17 protein-coding genes and 3 tRNA genes are annotated in these 18223 nt (G+C 67.5%); 13 read left to right on the top strand and 7 right to left on the bottom strand.

What is annotated here, in order from left to right; all coding sequences use genetic code 11:
• A complete protein-coding gene (locus ACFTSA_RS04355; protein WP_377949906.1) occupies positions 1-978 on the top strand; it encodes a GNAT family N-acetyltransferase in 978 nt (325 codons plus the stop codon).
• Between the two features lie 53 nt (positions 979-1031).
• On the opposite strand, the gene ACFTSA_RS04350 is transcribed toward ACFTSA_RS04355, so the two are convergent.
• The 3 genes from ACFTSA_RS04350 to ACFTSA_RS04340 are packed head-to-tail and all read right to left on the bottom strand — an operon-like array spanning position 1032 to position 3506.
• Positions 1032-1868, bottom strand: a complete 837-nt coding sequence (locus tag ACFTSA_RS04350) for a lysophospholipid acyltransferase family protein (RefSeq protein WP_377949904.1) — start codon at positions 1866-1868, stop codon at positions 1032-1034.
• Positions 1869-1884: 16 nt separating this feature from the next.
• Positions 1885-2700, bottom strand: coding sequence for a DUF1295 domain-containing protein (locus ACFTSA_RS04345; RefSeq protein ID WP_377949902.1), 816 nt, complete (start codon positions 2698-2700; stop codon positions 1885-1887).
• Between the two features lie 44 nt (positions 2701-2744).
• Entirely contained in the window at positions 2745-3506 is a 762-nt protein-coding gene (locus ACFTSA_RS04340; RefSeq protein WP_377949900.1) for an alpha/beta hydrolase, read from the bottom strand.
• Between the two features lie 110 nt (positions 3507-3616).
• On the opposite strand from ACFTSA_RS04340, the gene ACFTSA_RS04335 reads away from it, so the two are divergent.
• The 6 genes from ACFTSA_RS04335 to ACFTSA_RS04310 all read left to right on the top strand — a co-directional run bounded on the left by ACFTSA_RS04335 (position 3617) and on the right by ACFTSA_RS04310 (position 10059).
• Complete coding sequence (locus ACFTSA_RS04335; RefSeq protein ID WP_377949898.1) at positions 3617-5047, top strand: YibE/F family protein; 1431 nt, start codon at positions 3617-3619, stop codon at positions 5045-5047.
• Between the two features lie 92 nt (positions 5048-5139).
• The gene (dusB, locus tag ACFTSA_RS04330; protein ID WP_377949896.1) at positions 5140-6321 is read left to right on the top strand and encodes a tRNA dihydrouridine synthase DusB; all 1182 of its coding nucleotides are present in this window, start codon (positions 5140-5142) and stop codon (positions 6319-6321) included.
• Positions 6305-7618, top strand: a complete 1314-nt coding sequence (locus ACFTSA_RS04325) for a deoxyguanosinetriphosphate triphosphohydrolase (protein WP_377949894.1) — start codon at positions 6305-6307, stop codon at positions 7616-7618. Before dusB ends, ACFTSA_RS04325 begins: the two co-directional genes overlap by 17 nt.
• A gap of 52 nt (positions 7619-7670) precedes the next feature.
• Positions 7671-9677, top strand: a complete 2007-nt coding sequence (gene dnaG, locus ACFTSA_RS04320) for a DNA primase (protein ID WP_377949892.1) — start codon at positions 7671-7673, stop codon at positions 9675-9677.
• Positions 9678-9788: 111 nt separating this feature from the next.
• Positions 9789-9861: transfer RNA gene (locus tag ACFTSA_RS04315), tRNA-Asn, on the top strand.
• Positions 9862-9986: 125 nt separating this feature from the next.
• Positions 9987-10059, top strand: a tRNA-Asn gene (locus tag ACFTSA_RS04310).
• Between the two features lie 117 nt (positions 10060-10176).
• Here ACFTSA_RS04310 and ACFTSA_RS04305 read toward each other — a convergent pair.
• From ACFTSA_RS04305 to ACFTSA_RS04295, 3 genes are read right to left on the bottom strand one after another with little or no spacing between them, the layout of a single operon-like run.
• Entirely contained in the window at positions 10177-10584 is a 408-nt protein-coding gene (locus ACFTSA_RS04305; RefSeq protein WP_076798221.1) for a hypothetical protein, read from the bottom strand.
• Between the two features lie 41 nt (positions 10585-10625).
• The gene (locus tag ACFTSA_RS04300; protein WP_377949890.1) at positions 10626-10805 is read right to left on the bottom strand and encodes a hypothetical protein; all 180 of its coding nucleotides are present in this window, start codon (positions 10803-10805) and stop codon (positions 10626-10628) included.
• Positions 10806-10828: 23 nt separating this feature from the next.
• Positions 10829-12049: a multidrug effflux MFS transporter gene (locus ACFTSA_RS04295; protein WP_377949889.1), complete on the bottom strand. Its 1221-nt coding sequence runs from the start codon at positions 12047-12049 to the stop codon at positions 10829-10831.
• A 180-nt stretch (positions 12050-12229) separates the two neighbouring features.
• Between ACFTSA_RS04295 and ACFTSA_RS04290 the strand changes: the two genes are divergently transcribed.
• The 6 genes from ACFTSA_RS04290 to ACFTSA_RS04265 all read left to right on the top strand — a co-directional run bounded on the left by ACFTSA_RS04290 (position 12230) and on the right by ACFTSA_RS04265 (position 17550).
• A complete protein-coding gene (locus ACFTSA_RS04290; protein WP_377949887.1) occupies positions 12230-13111 on the top strand; it encodes a phage holin family protein in 882 nt (293 codons plus the stop codon).
• A gap of 55 nt (positions 13112-13166) precedes the next feature.
• The gene (locus ACFTSA_RS04285) at positions 13167-13790 is read left to right on the top strand and encodes a CDP-alcohol phosphatidyltransferase family protein (RefSeq protein ID WP_377949886.1); all 624 of its coding nucleotides are present in this window, start codon (positions 13167-13169) and stop codon (positions 13788-13790) included.
• Positions 13790-14698 carry a DMT family transporter gene (locus ACFTSA_RS04280; protein WP_377949885.1) on the top strand — a complete coding sequence of 303 codons (909 nt, stop codon included), beginning with the start codon at positions 13790-13792 and terminating at the stop codon, positions 14696-14698. Before ACFTSA_RS04285 ends, ACFTSA_RS04280 begins: the two co-directional genes overlap by 1 nt.
• Positions 14699-14803: 105 nt before the next feature.
• On the top strand, positions 14804-16000 hold the full coding sequence (locus tag ACFTSA_RS04275) for a glycosyltransferase (RefSeq protein WP_377949883.1): 1197 nt from the start codon (positions 14804-14806) through the stop codon (positions 15998-16000).
• Between the two features lie 142 nt (positions 16001-16142).
• Positions 16143-16216: transfer RNA gene (locus ACFTSA_RS04270), tRNA-Ile, on the top strand.
• A 143-nt stretch (positions 16217-16359) separates the two neighbouring features.
• Positions 16360-17550 carry an acyl-CoA dehydrogenase family protein gene (locus ACFTSA_RS04265; protein WP_377949882.1) on the top strand — a complete coding sequence of 397 codons (1191 nt, stop codon included), beginning with the start codon at positions 16360-16362 and terminating at the stop codon, positions 17548-17550.
• Here the strand turns inward: ACFTSA_RS04265 and ACFTSA_RS04260 are convergent.
• Positions 17547-18119, bottom strand: coding sequence for a M23 family metallopeptidase (locus tag ACFTSA_RS04260; protein WP_377949881.1), 573 nt, complete (start codon positions 18117-18119; stop codon positions 17547-17549). The two genes, ACFTSA_RS04265 and ACFTSA_RS04260, sit on opposite strands and share 4 nt — an antisense overlap.
• Between the last annotated feature and the right edge of the window lie 104 nt (positions 18120-18223).

The raw sequence follows: 18223 nt of genomic DNA, 5'->3' as shown, positions 1-18223 counted from the left end.
GTGGCGATCCAGTACCGCGAATGGCGTGAGGGTGATGACCTCGCCCTGCTGGAAGTCTGGGGCGACCCGGAGACCGATCAGGCCGGACAGTTCCGCGGCACCCTTGCGCCCTCTGGCAACGCGCCGTGGCGGCGCTGCATCGTGGCCGAGGACGTCGTCGACGGGGTGGCCATCCCGGTTGCCGCCGGTGTGGTCCACGAGGCCAGCCTGCACCCGGAGCGGCTGTGGGCGTACGTCGAAGTGGCGCGCGACCACCGCCGCGCCGGCATCGGTTCCACACTGCTGATGATGCTGCGCCGCGAGGCCGAGGGATCGCCGTCGGGCGTTACCCGGCTGCGTTGCAAGGTGGAGCCGGGCACCTCCGGCGCCGCCTTCGCCGAGGCGGCGGGGCTCACTCCGATCCAGCACACCCGGCTTGTCGTGGTGGAGCCGGCGGCCCTGAAGCTGCCGGTCTTCGGCGACGGTTCCGAGGAAGCCGCGTCGGAGCGCATCGAGGACCTGGCCACCGGTTCGGTGGAGCTCTCCGACGTCGTGGGCCGGTACTACTCGTCCGTCCATGGCTGGGACAGCCCGGGCGAACTGGGCATCGGCACGGTGCAGCGCCTGTTCCTGGACGAGCTCAGCGGCGCACACGGCGCGATCGTGCTGCGTGCCCCGAAAGCCAGTGCCTTCGGGTCCGGCGTGCCGGCCAGCCGCAAGGGCAAGATCCAGGCCTTCGCGATCAGCTATGCGCAGGAAAGCCCCGAACAGGGAAATGCTGACCACCCGTCTGACGTGTTCCTCGGCCACGAGCCGGAGCTGGACGCCGATGAAGCGCAGGCCGCGGTCCGTGACCTGCTGGCGCTCATCGCGTACCAATACCCGGTGCTCATGGAGGTGGACGATTCGATGACGGCGCTGCGCGCCGTCGTGGGGCCTTTGATGGAAGCGGGCAAGGCCCGCCGCCAGGGCGCAGAAACGTCCGTCGTCTCCGACTGACGCAGCTGTGTAGCAGAACAGGGCGTTCCCAGGCCTGGGAGCGCCCTGTTCCGCTACTTACCTGGGGGATCATAAGTACGACGGCGGTCCCTCGCCAGATCGGCGGCATCGAGCCTTTGCCGTTCCGTCTCGGAGATGGCGCCGCCGCCGAGGTCCGCCGGCATCCACCAGTCGCCCGGCCGGGCCGCCACGGGAAAGCTGGCGATGGCGGCGTCGATGCCGGCCTGAAGCGTCCGGCGGAGCCGGGCCGTTTCAGCCTCTGCGTCGATATCCGGGGCCAGGTGCACCGGCTCACCGATGTGCACCCTGACCGGAGCACGCCGGATCCGGTGCAGCGGAAGCCCGTTGCCGCGGGTCAAAATCCGGTGGGCACCCCAGATTGAGACCGGGATGAGCGGCACCCCCGCCTCGGCCGCCATCCGCACCGCCCCCGTCCTGCATTCGCGGACCTTGAAGCTGCGGCTGACGCCGGCCTCGGGCATGACCGCCAGGTACTCACCTGCGCGGAGCCTGGCCACGGCGTCGTCATAGGCGGCTGTCCGCGAACCGTGGCGCACCACCACCTGGCCCGCCGCGCTGATGAAAGGACCCGCGAGCCAGTGGTCCGCGGCTCCCTGATGGATCAGAAACCGCAGCTGCCCGCGGTTGTGCCGCCACAGCACCAGCTCGGCAGCGGCGAAGTCCAGATAGCCGAAATGGGTGATGGCGACGACGGCGCCGCGGCCCGGCAGTACCTTCCTCGCAGCCTTGTTGCGGCTTTCTGCTTCGCCGTCCGGCAGGTTTTGCTGCCCGGTCACGATCAGGCGGACATGGAACACCCACCGCAGGAACAGCCCCGTCCGGACGAGGAAGCGGTAGAAGCGGTCACTGGCGGCTGTGGTCCGGGCCATCTGCAGCTACCGGCTGTCAGTGCCGCCGCGGCGGCCATGGAAAGAAGCCGCTGGTGGATTGCATGTATTCACCGTAGCCGAGGCGGCCAGACATGGCCTTCTCCGTGAGCGGCTTCCCGGTCTTGGCGGCCAGCGTCCAGATCATCAGCGCGGGGGAGAGGACGGTCAGCACGCCGGGCCAGGACTCCGCCGCGATGAGGAACAGCCCCGCCCAGACCGCGGCGTCGCCGAAGTAGTTGGGGTGCCTCGTGTAGCGCCACAGGCCGGTGTTCAGGACGCTGCCCCTTCGGGACGGATCGTTCTTGAACCGCTCCAACTGCAGGTCCCCCACCGACTCAAAGATGAAACCGACCAGCCACACTGCCAAACCTGCGACGGCGAGCCACCCCAGCCGACCGGTGGCGAACATGCCCACCTGGATGGTCAGCGAGACGAAGAGCATCACGAGGCCCTGCGGCAGATAGACCCGGCGAAGGGCGTAGGCGTTCCGCGACCCGCGTGCTCCTTTGAGCAGCTCCACGTAGCGGGGGTCCTCATGGCCGCTACGGGCCCGGCGGCCGATGTGCGTGCCGAGCCGGATGCCCCAGATGCCTGTCAGGACCAGCAGGAGCACCCGCCTGCCGCCGTCGCCCTCCCCGGCCGAGAGGATAAAGGAGATCACGGCAATCACGACGAAGCCCGGGCCCCAGGCCACGTCCATGACCGAATGCCGGGCCTGGCCGCCGGTCCCGGCACCGATGGCCGCGGAGTAGGTGACGGCGAGCACCAGCACCACCCCCAGCGCGGCCCAAGGCAAGCTGGTGAGGAACGCCTCCAGCGGAAACGGGCTCATGGTGGTCGCCTCACAGAACCGGTCGCCTCACGGCACCATTCACCTCACAGAACCAGGGGCAGTGCCGAGCCGGATGGCGGAAGCACCCTGTCCAGGGCCGCGGCGGACGCGGAGGGCCCACCCCCCGGAACTCCGGTCCGCTCCGTGAAGGCCTTCATCAGGAACCCGGTGGCCAGCCGGTGCCACAGCCCTACCCGCCGCAGCATGAAGTGCCCGGCGCCGCGGAGCGATACGTACCGCAGCTCTGCCGCTTCCGGCGCCGCACGGCGCGCGAACCGGAGTGAGGCCGACGGGCTCGTCCACCGGTCCTCGTTCCCGTGCACGATCAGGACCCTCCGTCCGGCGACCGCGGACGCGGGCGTGGCATCATCGAGCCACGGAGCCAGCGCCACCACCGCGTCCACATCCGGTTCGTCAGCGGCGCAGATCGCGGTGAGGCCGCCCATTGAATGACCCAGCAGGTAGATCGGCACGCCCGGGTGCTCCCTGCGGATCTTTGCCAGCGCCCAGCGAGCATCCTTCAACGGGCTCATGTCCTCGCCGTTCCAGCCGCGCACGCTGTTCCGCAGGATCCACACTGCCAGGCCGCGCTTCCGGCCGGCGGCGTGCAGGTGGCGGGCAAAAGGCACCATTCGCGCCGGGCTCAGGTGCGTGGCCTGGACGGGCTCGAAGCTGTGCGACTTGCCGCCGTGCAGCACCAAAGCCACGCCGCGGGTGGGCCCGGACGGGGCCAGTACCGTCAGCACGGCTTCATGATCAGTTCGGCGTTGGCTCACTGCTGCATCCTCCGACACTTCCTCGTCCATTTATCAACCCTATGGCCGCCGCCGTAGAGTTCAAGCATGAGGTCTAGCTGCTGATGGGTGCAGGTCACTCCCACGGTCATACAGGGCATTCGGAGCCAACAGCGGAAGCGATGGCAGCCCGCAGGAAGGCAAACAGGATTCTGGCTGCGGTGCTGGTTCCGCTGACCCTCCTGACCCTCGCAGCCATGGCGGCACTGTGGCCTTCGGGGAACAGGGACGGCCTGACGCTGGCCAACCCGTATGCCGCAGCTCCGGGCGTGACCTTCGACACCGGGCGGATCCAGCGCGTGGTCACGGAGAGCTGCACCCCGGCGGCAGCCGGAGATAACGGCGGCTCGCAGTGCACCTTCGCGTTCACCGAGCCGGACAAGGGCGGCAACCCGGTCAAGGTGGTGATCAACCCGGACATCGCCAAATCGCACGGCGTGAAGGTGGGCGACAACATCCGCTACCTGAACCTGTCCCACGCTCAGGCGGCCGCCACCGGCGCCGATGCCCCGGCCGCCCAAGGGTCGCCGTCGTACATCTTCGTGGACTTTGTCCGCACCATGCCGATCATCCTGCTGGCCCTCCTCTACGCCGTCGTGGTGGTGGCCGTGGCGCGCTGGCGCGGACTGCGCGCCCTGATCGGCCTCGTCGGGGCCTACTTCGTGCTGGTCAGCTTCATGCTCCCCGGTCTCGTGGAGGGCAAGCCGCCGCTCCTGCTGGCACTGGTCGGCTCGACGGTGATCATGATCGGGGTGCTGTACTTCGCGCACGGCTTCTCGGCACGGACCTCGACGGCGCTGCTGGGCACCATTTTCGGGCTCGGCATCACCGCCCTGCTCGCGGCCTGGGCCACCGACGCGGCGAACCTCGCGGGGGTGGGCAACCACGACGCCGCCACACTCGTGAACATCTCGGACAAGATCTCCATCTCCGGCATCATCCTCTGCGGCCTCATCATCTCCGGGCTCGGCGTGCTGAACGACGTCACCATTACGCAGTCTTCAGCGGTGTGGGAACTGTACGAACTCGCCCCCAACACGAGCGCCCGCAAGCTGTTTTCGTCGGCCATGCGGATCGGCCGGGACCACATCGCCTCCACGGTGTACACCATTGCCTTCGCCTACGCCGGCGCCGCCCTGCCCATCCTCATCATCGTGATGCTCTACAACCGTCCGCTGGGGGAGGCACTGACCAGCGCCGAACTCTCCGAAGAAGTCATCCGCACACTGGTGGGCTCAATCGGCCTGGTCCTGGCGATTCCGGTCACCACACTGATCGCCGTGCTGGTGGTCAAGGCAACCGGGGTCCGGTCCGCTGAGCCGTCGGCTTCGGCTGACCTGCCCCGCGCCTCCGCCGCGGATCACCGGCCGGGCGGCCATGGCGCCGTAACGGCCGACGACGTCAACGACACCGGAGCGCTCGCGGCCGCCGCGGCGGTGGCGGGGTGGGAAAGCGAAGCTGACGCGCCGCCGGCGACCCGGCGGGGACGGCGTGCGCTGCGTGGCCAAACAGAGGGGGACCAGACACAGGCGGACGGAACACGGCGGGACTGAATACTACGGGGCCAAGGAACGCGCCTTGGGTGCCGCCATCGGCATCCCGCCCTGAATCTGCCCGATTTGCCCGACTTTGAGACAATGGACGGGTGACTGTTGTAGCAACGCCTCCCGCCCCCCGGCTGGAACTTCCGCCGCTGAAACTCGGCCCCATCACCGTGGACACCCCGGTGGTGCTCGCGCCCATGGCCGGAATCACCAACACCGCCTTCCGCAGGCTCTGCCGTGAATACGGCGGCGGGCTGTATGTGGCGGAGATGGTCACCTCCCGCGCCCTCGTGGAGCGCACGCCGGAATCGCTGCGCATCATCTCCCACGACGACGACGAGAAAGTCCGCTCCGTCCAGCTGTACGGCGTGGACCCCGGCACGGTGGGTGCGGCCGTCCGCATGCTCGTGGAGGAGAACCGGGCCGACCACATCGACCTCAACTTCGGCTGCCCCGTCCCCAAGGTCACCAGGCGCGGCGGCGGTTCAGCCCTGCCCTGGAAGATCGACCTCTTCACCTCCATCGTCCAAACCGCCGTCCGCGAGGCGTCCAAGGGCGGCATCCCGCTGACCATCAAGATGCGCAAGGGCATCGACGACGACCACCTGACGTACCTCGACGCCGGCCGGATCGCCCGCGATTCCGGTGTTGCCGCCGTCGCCCTTCACGGCCGCACGGCGGCGCAGTTCTACTCCGGCCAGGCGGACTGGTCCGCCATCGCCCGCCTGCGCGAGGCGCTGCCGGACATTCCGGTGCTGGGCAACGGCGACATCTGGTCGGCCGAAGACGCCGTCCGCATGGTCCGGGAAACGGGCATCGACGGCGTCGTGGTGGGCCGCGGCTGCCAGGGCCGTCCGTGGCTGTTCGGCGACCTGCAGGCCGCCTTCGAAGGCAGCGACAAGCGGCACCGGCCCGGCCTGCGCGAGGTGGCCGAGGGCGTCTACCGGCACGCCGAACTCATGGTCGAAACCTTCGGCAACGACGAATACAAGGCGCTGCGCGAGATCCGCAAGCACATGGCCTGGTATTTCAAGGGCTACGTGGTGGGCGGCGAACTTCGGGCGAAACTGGCCACAGTGCCCACGCTTGAAGTGCTCCGCGAACTGCTGGACCAGCTGGACATGGACCTGCCGTACCCCGGTATCGACTCCGAAGGGCCGCGCGGGCGCGCCGGTTCGCCGAAAAGGCCGGCCCTGCCCAAGGACTGGCTGCTGAGCCGCCAACTGAACGAGGACCAGTCGCGGGACATCGCCGCGGCGGAACTGGATGTGTCCGGTGGCTGAAAGCCGGCTGGCGGAAGCCCGCACCACCCCGCAGGCACTGCCGGGCTACGAAGCCCGCGATACCGCCCGCTGGGTGGAGGAACCGCCCAAGAGCACCTACCGCTCCGACTTCGAGCGCGACCGCGCCCGCGTGCTGCATTCCTCGGCCCTGCGCCGGCTCGGTGCGAAGACGCAGGTGGTGGCCCCGGACACCGACGACTTTGTCCGCACCAGGCTGACGCACAGCCTCGAGGTGGCGCAGGTGGGCCGGGAACTGGGCCGCGCCCTCGGCTGCGATCCCGATGTGGTGGACACCGCCTGCCTCAGCCACGACCTCGGCCACCCGCCGTTTGGCCACAACGGTGAATCGGCGCTCAACGAGATGGCCCACGCCATCGGCGGGTTCGAGGGCAACGCCCAGACCCTGCGCCTGCTCACCCGGCTCGAACCGAAGGTCCTCGACCCGGAGGGCCGGCCGGCCGGCCTGAACCTCACCCGGGCCAGCCTTGACGCGGCCGCGAAGTACCCGTGGTCCGCCCTGGACGCTCCGGTGATCCACGGCCAGCGGACCAGCAAGTTCGGCGCCTACGAGGACGATCTCCCCATCTTCAACTGGATCCGCGAAGGCGCCCCCGAACGGCGGTCCTGCCTTGAGGCACAGGTCATGGACCTCGCGGACGACATCTCGTATTCGGTGCACGACGTTGAGGACGCGATCGTGGCAGGCCACTTCCAGCTGCGCTGGATGGACAACCCGGACCACCGGGCGCGCGTGGTGGGCTACGCCAAGCAGTGGTACCTGCCCCACAACGATCCCGCGGCCATCGACGCCGCCCTGGCACGGCTCGAAGCCACCGACGTCTGGGTGCGGGAGGCGGACGGCAGCCGCAAGTCCATGGCGGCGCTGAAGGACATGACCAGCCAGCTCATCGGCAGGTTCTGCCAGAGCGCACTGGAGACCACCCGCGCAGTCTACGGCCCGGCAAACCTGACCCGGTACAACGCCGAACTCATGGTTCCGGAGGCGACCGTCCTGGAGATCGCGGTGATGAAGGGCCTGGCCACCACATTCGTGATGACCACCGACCACCGGCAGCCCATCTACGAACGCCAGCGCGAGGTGCTCCACGCCCTGGTGACGGCGCTGAACGCCTCCGGTGACCGCCATCTCGAACCCATGTTTGCGGCGGACTGGCGGGAAGCGGCCGACGACGGTGCCCGGCTCCGCGTGGTCATCGACCAGGTGGCGTCGCTGACGGACGGCTCCGCGCTGGCCATGTACGAACGGCTCGTGGGCAGCCTGCCGTCCCTGTGGTGACGGGCGCCATAGCCAGCCAACTGCTCTCGGTGGGCGGTACTAGGATTACTTCGTGGCTGGGCTGATTAAACGGGAAGACATCGATGAGGTCCGCCAGCGCACGGACATCAAGGAAGTCGTCGACGGCTACGTCACGCTCAAGGGCGCCGGCCTCGGCTCCTACAAGGGCCTGTGCCCCTTCCACGACGAGCGCTCGCCGTCCTTCACCGTCCGCCCGCAGGTGGGCCGCTACCACTGCTTCGGCTGCGGCGAAGACGGCGACGTCATCTCCTTCGTGCAGAAACTGGACCACACCTCCTTCCACGAGGCCGTCGAAAAGCTGGCCGCGCGGATCGGGTACGAGCTCCGCTACGAGGACGGCGGCACCGGCCCCAGCCGCGAGGAAGTCGGCAAGCGGCAGCGGCTCCTGGACGCCCACAAGATCGCCGACGAGTTCTTCCGCGCCCAGCTGCTCACCGCCGGCGCCGCCGAGGGCCGGAAGTTCCTGCAGCAGCGCGGCTTCGACCGGGCAGCGGCCGACCACTTCGGCGTGGGGTACGCACCGCAGGGCTGGGACGCGCTGCTCAAGCACCTGCGCGGCCGGGGCTTCACCGATGCCGAGCTGAAGCTCACGGGGATGTTCTCGACCGGGGGACACGGCAACCAGCAGAGGATCTACGACCGCTTCCGCGGCCGCCTGATCTGGCCCATCCGGGACATCGCCGGCGACACTATCGGCTTCGGCGCCCGCAAGCTCTACGAGGATGACCAGGGACCCAAGTACCTCAACACCCCGGAAACCACGCTCTACAAAAAGTCCCAGGTGCTGTACGGGATCGACCTTGCCAAGCGGAACATCGCCAAGGACAGGCAGCTGGTGGTGGTGGAGGGCTACACGGACGTCATGGCCTGCCACCTCGCTGGGATTACGACGGCGGTGGCCACCTGCGGTACGGCGTTCGCCGCCGATCACATCAAGATTGCCCGCCGGCTGCTGTCCGACGACGGTACCGGGGGAGAGGTCATCTTCACCTTCGACGGCGACGCGGCGGGCCGGAAGGCGGCCCTGCGGGCCTTTGAAGAGGACCAGCGCTTTGTGGCCCAGACTTACGTGGCCGTCGAACCCACCGGGGCGGACCCCTGCGACCTGCGCCAGACGCGCGGGGACGCCGCCGTCCGTGACCTGATCAGTTCCCGACGCCCGCTCTTCGAATTCGCCATCCGGGCCACCCTGCGGAAGCACAACCTTGACACCGTGGAAGGGAGGGTGGCGGCGCTGCGGGAGTCCGCCCCGGTCGTGGCCCAGATCCGCGACGCCGGGCTCAGGCCCGGCTACGCCCGGGAACTGGCGGGGTGGCTGGGAATGCCCATCGAGGACGTCACGCGGGCTGTGGCGGCCGCCGCCAAGCGCGCTGCGCCTGGTGCGCAGGGTTCGGGGGTGCGGGCACCCGGGGCGTCCAGTGGCGGAGCCCCAGGCAACGGGGCGGCGGGCAGGCCAGGCGGTGCCGGGCACAGCGGTGCTGGATACAACCCAGGCCCGGGGAGCGGCCAGAACGTGCCCGGCGTAGCGGCGCTGCCGCCGTCGGGCGTTCTGCCGTCCTTCCACCGTCCGGATCCCCGGGACCCCGTGGCATCCATGGAGCGGCAGGCCCTCGAAGTGGCGCTGCAGGAGCCGGCGATGCTGGGCGGCGCGGCCTGGGAACGGTTCGCGACTGCCCGGTTCGCCACGCCCGCCTACCAAGCCATACACCATGCCATCCGCGCCACGGCTCCGGGCTTCTCCGGGGATGCCGTGCAGTGGGTGGAGGCCCTGCGGCAGGAGGTTCCCGAGCCACTGCAGCCGCTGGTCTCGGAGCTCGCCGTGGTTCCGCTGCCGGCCCATACCGCCGAAGCCGTGCAAAAGTACTGCCGGGACATCCTCGCGAGGCTGTTCGAGCTGCAGATCACCCGTGTGAAGGCGGACAAACTCGGGCAGCTGCAGCGGCTGGATGCCGCGGCCCATCCCGAGGAGTTCCAGCAGCTGAACCGCGAGCTCATGATGCTCGAAATGGAGCGGCGGTCGCTGCGCTCAGACGCCTAGGCTGGGCGGGTTGGTGGCGCCGAGGACACGTCTCCTGGGTCCGGCTCCGGGCTGGAATCATGCCGATTTCGTATCCGGGCCGGGTGTTTGCTAGGCTAGTACCCGCTTCATTCCTCCTTAGCTCAATTGGCAGAGCATTCGACTGTTAATCGAAGGGTTGCTGGTTCAAGTCCAGCAGGAGGAGCGCACAGCCCCCGTTCCGGGTTCCGGAACGGGGGCTTTTTTATACCCCCGAGGGGTATTTGTGTCCAGTATTGGCGCCGATTTCGCATTGCGGCTGAACCTTTGCTAATGTCATACCTGCTTCATTCCTCCTTAGCTCAATTGGCAGAGCATTCGACTGTTAATCGAAGGGTTGCTGGTTCAAGTCCAGCAGGAGGAGCGCACAGTCCCGCGGTTGGCTTCGAGCCGGCCGCGGGACTTTTTTGTTTTGTGCGACTCTTTGTTTTCTTTGACTCGGGCCGCCAAACCCAACTCGCCGAATCCCGGGCGGGCGGCGTCAGACGAAGTCCATCTCCACCTGAAGGAAGCGCTCGGCCTCGGCTATGGCAGCCTCGAACGCTTCCCGCTCCGTGGGGGACTTCCGCGGCTCGCGGGGGTGCCATTCGTGGGGCGAGGAGTGTACGCGCGTGAAGCCGCCGTCGGGCGGGGCATAGAAGATGCCGAACCGCTGGACGGGCCATTCGGGGGAGGTCTCGGGGGCCACCAGGAGGGCAGCATTGAAAGCCGGGTTGAACCACTGGGCTATGGGCCGGCGCCGGTCCTCGGTGAAAAGTCCCGCCGCATAGAGTGCCGCCGACTGCGCACTGGTCTGGGTGCACAGCCGGTCCCACCACAACGGCAGAATGCCGGAGTCGCACCGCTGCCACGTGGCTGGAAGTGGAGGATGATCCTGCCAGTGGGGCACGTAACAACTTTATCGCGCAGGTACCCACGCGAACAGATGGCCTAAGGCCTGTTCCAGGGGCCCGGGTTGACGCGGTACAGCAGCGCAGAACCGACGACTGCACCCACCAGGATGCCCATCGCGGCGTTGCCCATCATCCTGCCGGCGAAGAAGCCTGCCACGGCGCCCAGGATGGCTCCGAGGAACAGTCCACGGCCGTTGCGGTGGGGTTTGCGGGTCATGGGTGCCAGCCTACAGGCGGACTTCAGTGGATGGACGGCACGGTCCTGGGCCGGACCACGAGCCACAGGGCGGCCGCGGCCAGGAAGATGCAGCAGGCCTGGACCGCGCCCATGGGCGTGGCGGAATTTCCGCCCAGCCAGCCCACGACGGGGGAGATGATGCCCGCCATCAGGAACGTGGACGCCCCGAGCAGCGAGGCAGCCGTACCGGCCTGCGCCCCGTGGCTGGCCAGCGCAAGGACCTGCACGCAGGGGAAGGTGAATCCGGTGCCCAGGATGTAGAACCACAGCGGAACCATGACGCCCCAGAGCCCGAACCCCAGCTGGTCGAACACCACGATCAGCACGGCCATTAGGAACATCCACGCCGTGGAGCAGGCCAGGATCCACTGCGGCGGGACCCGCTTGATCAGCCGGGAACTTGTCTGCACGCCGGCGACAATGCCCAGCGAGTTGATGCCGAAGAGGAGGCCGTATTGCTGGGGTGAGAAGCCGAAGACGTCCTGGAACAGGAACGGGGACGCCGAGAGGTAGGTGAACAGGCCGCCGAAGTTCATGCCGCCCAGCATCAGCAGGCCCACGAAGATCCGGTCGGAGAAGAGTACGCCGTACCGCTGCCGGGCCGTCAGTCCGGACTGGCCCCGTTTCTCCCGCGGCAGCGTCTCCCGGACCAGGGCGATGGCGGAGACAATGACCGCGGTGCCGTAGCAGGCCAGGAACACGAAGATGCCCGGCCACGGCATGACCAGGAGAAGCTGGGACCCGATGACGGGCGCCAGGATGGGAGCGAGTCCGTTGACCAGCGCCATCCGGGAGAACATCCGGACCATGGCGTAGCCGCTGAAAAGGTCGCGGACCATGGCCATCGCCACCACGCCGCCGCCGGCTGCGCCGATGCCCATGAGGACGCGGAACACACCGAGGGTGGCGATGTCGGTGGAGAGCGCGGCGCCGAGCGAGGCGGCGATGTGCAGGGCGGTGGCAAGGATCAGCGGGAGCCGGCGCCCGAACTTGTCGCTGAACGGCCCCACCACCAGCTGGCCCAGGGCAAAGCCGACGGTGGTGCCGGTCAGCGTCAGCTGGACGGCGGCCTCCGAGACGTTGAGGCTTGCTTCCAAAGCGGGGAAGGCGGGCAGGTAGAGGTCCACCGTGAATGGCCCGAGGGCGGTCAGGGCGCCGAGTAGAAGGATGTAGAGGAATTTCTGTCGGCGGCTGAGGGCATCGCCCGGGTTGGTGGTGGTCACAGAGAACCATCCTAGGGCTGACAGATCAGACTTTTACAGCGTTGGAGGGCTCGCCGGGGCCATTTCCAGAAGTTCCGGCAGACCCTCAATGATAGTTTTGTCAGCGGGGGCGCGCGGATGTGCCGGTTGCCCCCGTGGCAGCGAAGAAAAATCTACGACGGAACCAGTTAGGCGGCACCTATGAGCGGGCGTCACAGCGGGCGGACCAACCAAGGACTGCGTATCAGTGCGCTGCCAAAAACGTTGCGGCTGGCCATCAAACTTGTGCCCCGCCAGCTCAATGACGAGATCGCGCTGGCCAAGATCGAAGCGAAGCGCAAAGGCAAGCAGCTCGGCGTTGCCGGAGCATTCTTCGGTGTGGCCGCCGTCTTCCTGGCCCTCCTGGTCGCCGGCCTGGTCGTCGCTGCCATCATGGGGCTGGCCACCATCATGCCCGCCTGGCTGGCGGCGCTGCTCGTCAGCGCGGTGTTCCTCCTTATCGCGCTCATCGGCGGGCTCATCGGCCTCCGGAAGTTCAAACAGGCCATGCCGCTGATTCCTGAGGACACGGTCCGCGGCCTCAAGCACGACCTGGGCATTGCGAAGGAGGGCTCGGACTTCGACGCCGCCGTGCTCGACCCCAACTCGCCCCAGGCCAAGGCCGCCGCCGAAGCAAAGGCAGCGGAGAAGGCCAAGGAGAAGGCGGACAAGGAAGCCAAGAAGGCTGCCGAGGCCGTGGACGTTCCCGTTGCCACGGAGCCCGAACTCCGCCGCCGCCTGAAGCAGCGCCGTGAACACCTGACCGGTGTGCGCGACGAGCTTGGCGAGGAACTGGACGTCAAGACCCAGGCCCAGGCCCTGCTCGGCGTCGCCAGGCACCGGGCCGCGGAAGGCAATGAGAAGTTCCAGGAGGCCCGCGAACGTGCGGCCGAACGCTTCGCCGCACTGTCGGCGTCGACCCGCTCCGGCGCCCCGGCGGGCTCCCTGCCCGGGCAGCTCGAGGCGCGCTGGAAGCCGCTCCTTGCCCTCGCTGCCTCAACCGCCGTCCTGCTCACTCTGCTGCGGAAACTCTTCAAGAGCTGAGCCTTGCCCTGAAAGAAGACTGTAAGAGGCCGCCGGCCGCTGAGAGGGAGGCCTGATGAGATTCATCGGCGCTGGTTCCCGCCCCGGGCAGCCGCATGTCGATCGCGATCTGGTCTACACCGTCCCCAACCTCCTCACGGTACTTCGATTCATGGGCGTGCCCATCTTCATCTGGCTTGTGCTGGCCCGGAAGGAATACGGATTGGCCGTGCTGGTGCTCGCCATCATGGGCAGCACTGACTGGGTGGACGGTTACGTAGCCCGGCGGTTCAACCAGACCTCCAAGCTGGGGCGCGTTCTTGACCCCATCGCCGACCGGCTGGCCATGATTGCCGTCGCTGTCACCCTGGTGATCGCCGGCGTCGTGCAGTGGTGGTACCTGGCCGCGCTGCTGGTTCCCGACGCCGTCCTGCTGGGCATGTCGCTGTTCTACTTCCGCGGCCACCCGGACCTTCCCGTCAGCCTGGTGGGCAAGGCCCGCACCGGCCTCCTCCTGCTCGGAACCCCGCTCCTGGTGCTGTCCAAGCTGCCCATTCCGTTCGCCGGAGCGTGGTTCGTCGCCGCCTGGGTGGTCCTGGGGCTGGGGCTCGTTGGCCACTGGGTTGCCGCCTACAACTATTTCTGGGCGATCCAACGAAAAGGAAAAATGCTGGCGGCCGACGACGGCGGGAACGGCTGATGGTCTGGGTTGCGGTTTTGCTCGCGGTCATGGGTGCGTTTTGCCTCGCCTTTGGTGCCCAGCGCCAGGGAAGCGCGGTCAAGGCGGACACCGGTGGCTTGGCGCTGAGCTCCAACGGATTCCTCCGCCTCCTCCGGAACCCCCGGTGGGTCTTCGGCCTCCTCCTGCTGTGCATGGGCATGGCCATGAACGCCGTAGCACTGGTCACGGCACCCCTGACCGTGGTCCAGCCGATCGGCGCCATTGCCCTGGTGATCACCACAGTGGTCAACACCAAGGACCAGGGCCTGAGCATCAACCGCGCCACGGTGGTGGCAATCACCGCGTGCGTGACGGGATCGGCGCTGTTCGTTCTGCTGGCCGTCAACGTCACGCAGGAAAGCCACCATGTCACGCCTGAGGACGAACTCACGATTGTGCTGCTGCTGTCCCTGGCGGTGGGCATCTTCGGCAGCCTCGCCGCCATGTTCAAGCACCGCATGAGCGCGTTCATCTACATCCTCGGTGCCGGCATCCTGTTTGGCTTCGTGGCAGTGCTGACGCGCATTATCGGCAAGCATCTGCTGGACCCCAACGGCCAATTCCTGCTGAACGTGCCGTGGTATTCGGTGGTGGCCATCGCCGCGGCCGGGGGACTGGGGTCCTGGTTTGTCCAGAGCGCCTACTCCACTGGTCCGCCGGACCTGGTGATTGCCGGCCTCACCGTGGTCGACCCCATTGTGGGCATCGCGATAGGCATCACGATCTTGGGCGAGCTGCGCCCCGACGTCCACGCCGTTCTGGCGATTGCCATGGGTACGGCGGCAACCCTTGCTATCGTGGGGGTAGTCGCCCTTTCACGACACCATCCCGAGGTCACCAAACGGAAGAAGGACGTTCGGAAGGCCACGGGCAGGGCGTCCCACTAGCCGGTTTTTACTGCGGACCAGGCAAGAATGTGCCGGTGCACCACGTGCCGGCCGGCCGGTGTGGTCAGCCGCAGCCGACCACCATGACCACCAGGAGCTTTCTACGTGACCATGCCCGACGCCCAGCGTCCACTGACCATCCTCATCGCGGCGGACACATACCCGCCCCACGTTAACGGAGCCGCCCAGTTCGGCTACCGGCTGGCCAAGGGCATGACGGCACGCGGACACGACGTCCACGTGCTGGCTTGCCGGCAGGACAAGGGTAAGAGCTTTACCGAGTTCCGCGCCGAAGCCACCGTCCACCGCCTCCGGTCGCACAGCGTTTTCACGCACGAGTACTTCCGGATCTGCTTCCCGTGGGAGATCAAGAAGGAAATCAGCCTGCTGTTCGACAAGGTCCAGCCGGACGTGGTGCACATCCAGAGCCACTACATGATCGGCGAGCACGTCCTGTACGAGGCCGTGAAGCGCGGCATCCGCATCGTCGCCACCAACCACTTCATGCCGGAGAACCTCAACCCGTTCCTGCCGTTCCCGCAGTGGTTCAAGGACATCATCGGGAAGATTTCCTGGAGGGACATGGGGAAGGTCATGGGCCAGGCGGATGTGGTCACCACGCCCACGCCGCTGGCCGCCAAGGCCATGCACCAGCATGCCTTCCTGCGCAAGGTGCTGCCGCTGTCCAACGGCATCGACTCGGCGGCATACGAGCCCAAGCCCGACGAGGTCATTGAGCCGCACGAACACCCGACCGTGCTGTTCGCGGGCCGTTTGGCCGAGGAGAAGCACGTCGACGTGCTGATCAAGGCGGTGGCTGCCACCCCTGCCGACCTGAACGTCCATCTTGAAATCGTCGGCGGCGGCGAGGTCCGCCCGTCGCTCGAGGCCCTCGTGGAACGGCTCGGACTGCAGGACCGGGTGAAGTTCCTGGGCCTGGCCAGCGATGACGAACTCCGCGAGGCCTACATCCGGGCCGACCTGTTCTGCATGCCCGGAACTGCGGAACTGCAGTCGCTGGTGACACTGGAGGCCATGTCGGCTTCCACCCCCGTGCTGCTGGCGGACGCCATGGCACTACCGCACCTGGTGCGCGACGGCGAGAACGGCTACCTGTTCACCCCGAATGACAGCGCGGATCTCGCGGAGAAAATCACCAGGATCTTCCGCCTGCCGGCCGAGGAACGGAAAGCCATGGGCAACGCCAGCCGGTGCATGGTGGAACCGCACAGCATCCAGGGCACCCTGCAGACGTTCGAGGACCTCTACTACGGGGCGAACTACGAGGACAAGGTCGTCTAGGGTCCTTGCCGTCCGAGGCCGGCGGTGTCCCAAATGGTCTGAAGCCCTTCACCGGTTTGCTAGAGTAAATCTGCCCCGCCGACGACGGGCCCTTACGGGCCGTTGCCGGACGGGGGCGCCTCCCGTTGCCGGGACGGTGCATGGGGCTATAGCTCAGCTGGTTAGAGCGCGGGACTCATAATCCTAAGGTCCTCGGTTCAAGTCCGAGTAGCCCTACCCTCAGAGCCCTGATCTGCGTCTTCGCAGATCGGGGCTCTTTTCTTTTTCGGCGATACTGGGTTATGTTACTGGCGAGTAACTAACCCGCCGGTGCCGTGTTGTTGTTCCATCGCGGACACTGGCCATTGCGAAGGAGCGCCATGTCCGCCGCTGTAACCGACATCAATAGCCTGCCCTATGCCGACGGCGACTTCTTTTCTTTTGAGCAGCTGCTCAGCTCCAAGGAGCAGGACAGGCTGGCCGAGGTCCGCTCCTTTCTGGCCCGGGAGGTAAGGCCGATAGCGGTGGACTGCTGGAACCGCGGCGAATTTCCGCTCGACCTGATTCCGAAGCTGGCCGAGCTTGACCTTGTCAGCCCGGTGCGGCGCCAGGGTCATTCCAACCTCTTTGCCGGCATCGTGCATGCAGAAGTTACCCGGGCGGACACGTCCATCGCCACCTTCATGGGCGTGCACGACGGACTCTTCACCGGTTCCATCGAGGCCCTGGCTTCCCGGGAGCAGCAGGACGCGTGGTTGCCGGACATCTACTCGCTGCGCAAGATCGGCGCCTTCGGGCTGACGGAACCCCTGGGCGGGTCCGACGTCGCCGGCGGCACGCGCACCACGGCCAGGCGGGACGGCGACCGCTGGATCCTCAACGGCGCCAAGCGCTGGATCGGCAACGCAACATTTTCCGACTGGGTGGTGGTCTACGCCCGGGATGTGGCCGACAACCAGGTCAAGGCTTTCCTCGTGGACACGGCGCTGCCAGGCTTCAGGGCAACCAGGATCGAGAACAAGATCTCACTGCGCACCGTGCAGAACGCCGACATCACGCTCGACAACGTGGCGGTGCCGGACTTCTTCAAGCTGGCGCACGCCAACAGCTTCCGCGACACCAACAAGGTCCTGAAGGTCACCCGGCTCGCCGTCGCCTGGCAGGCGGTGGGCCAGCAGCTCGCCGCCTTCGATGTGGCCCGGCGCTATGCTGTGGAGCGGCACCAGTTCGGGCGCCCGCTGGCCTCCTTCCAGCTGGTGCAGAGCCAGCTGGTCCAGATCCTGGGCAACGCGGTCAGCTCGATGGGCATGATGGTGCGGCTCTCCCAGCTCGAGGATGCCGGCCAGGCCAAGGACGAGCAGTCGGCCCTGGCCAAGGCGTTCACCACCGCGCGGATGCGGGAAAGCGTCGCCATCGGCCGCAGCCTCCTCGGCGGAAACGGTATTGTGACGGACTTCGAGATGGCAAAGATCTTCGCCGACGCCGAGGCGATCTACTCCTACGAGGGCACCCACGAGGTGAACACCCTCGTGGCGGGCCGGGCCATCACCGGCGTCTCCGCGATCGTTTAGCCGCCCGGCGACCCGCTGCCCTTAAGCGGCAGCAGCACCGAGGGCCGCAGGTCCAGGATGAAGGACAGCGGGTTGAGGTACTCCTCGCCGCGGCGGACGCCCCAGTGCACGCACGGCGACCGGCCGCAGTGGCCCGCCAGCAGCGTTCCCACCACGGCGCCCTTGGCCACGACGGCGCCCTTTTTGAGCGTGCTCCGTACTGGTTCGAAGCTGCTCCGCAGGCCGTTGCCGTGATCGATGGTGATGACCGGCCGGTCAACCACCAAGCCCACAAAGCTGACGGTTCCGGCTTCCGGGGCGGTGACCGGACCGCCGTCGGACGCTGATCCCAGGTCCACGCCCCGGTGCCCGCTCAACCACGGTTTGTCTGGGGGATCGAACGGGCGCAGGACCGCCGGCCGCGGCGCAAGCGGCCAGCGCCAGCCCGCCGGCGCCGGCGTAGCGGCCAGGGCGGGGGAAACTGCTGTCAGGGCGAAAGGTGCGGGAACGGCGGAAGGTGCCCGAACAGCGGAAGGCGCGGGGACCGCCGTCGTGAGCAGGAGCACCGCTGCCATCGCATAGGCTTTCATGCCCCCAGCATGGGCGTCCGATCCGCCTGCCGGAACCGGACCCTCGGCCTATGTGGAAAACGCGGCCCGGCGCGGCAGAACCGGTGCATTTGCCGCAGGCCGCT

The organism is Arthrobacter sp. NPDC057013, assembly GCF_042674585.1.
Lineage (GTDB): Bacteria > Actinomycetota > Actinomycetes > Actinomycetales > Micrococcaceae > Arthrobacter.
This window is presented reverse-complemented; position numbering and strand designations above follow the sequence as displayed.

Coding starts and splice junctions, on each gene's coding strand:
- ACFTSA_RS04285 (WP_377949886.1), top strand. CDS start 13,167: ATGAGATTCATCGGCGCTGGTTCCCGCCCCGGGCAGCCGCATGTCGAT.
- ACFTSA_RS04340 (WP_377949900.1), bottom strand. CDS start 3,506: ATGGACGAGGAAGTGTCGGAGGATGCAGCAGTGAGCCAACGCCGAACT.
- ACFTSA_RS04260 (WP_377949881.1), bottom strand. CDS start 18,119: ATGAAAGCCTATGCGATGGCAGCGGTGCTCCTGCTCACGACGGCGGTC.
- ACFTSA_RS04280 (WP_377949885.1), top strand. CDS start 13,790: ATGGTCTGGGTTGCGGTTTTGCTCGCGGTCATGGGTGCGTTTTGCCTC.
- ACFTSA_RS04290 (WP_377949887.1), top strand. CDS start 12,230: ATGAGCGGGCGTCACAGCGGGCGGACCAACCAAGGACTGCGTATCAGT.
- ACFTSA_RS04325 (WP_377949894.1), top strand. CDS start 6,305: ATGTGTCCGGTGGCTGAAAGCCGGCTGGCGGAAGCCCGCACCACCCCG.
- ACFTSA_RS04345 (WP_377949902.1), bottom strand. CDS start 2,700: ATGAGCCCGTTTCCGCTGGAGGCGTTCCTCACCAGCTTGCCTTGGGCC.
- ACFTSA_RS04350 (WP_377949904.1), bottom strand. CDS start 1,868: ATGGCCCGGACCACAGCCGCCAGTGACCGCTTCTACCGCTTCCTCGTC.
- ACFTSA_RS04335 (WP_377949898.1), top strand. CDS start 3,617: ATGGCAGCCCGCAGGAAGGCAAACAGGATTCTGGCTGCGGTGCTGGTT.
- ACFTSA_RS04265 (WP_377949882.1), top strand. CDS start 16,360: ATGTCCGCCGCTGTAACCGACATCAATAGCCTGCCCTATGCCGACGGC.
- ACFTSA_RS04300 (WP_377949890.1), bottom strand. CDS start 10,805: ATGACCCGCAAACCCCACCGCAACGGCCGTGGACTGTTCCTCGGAGCC.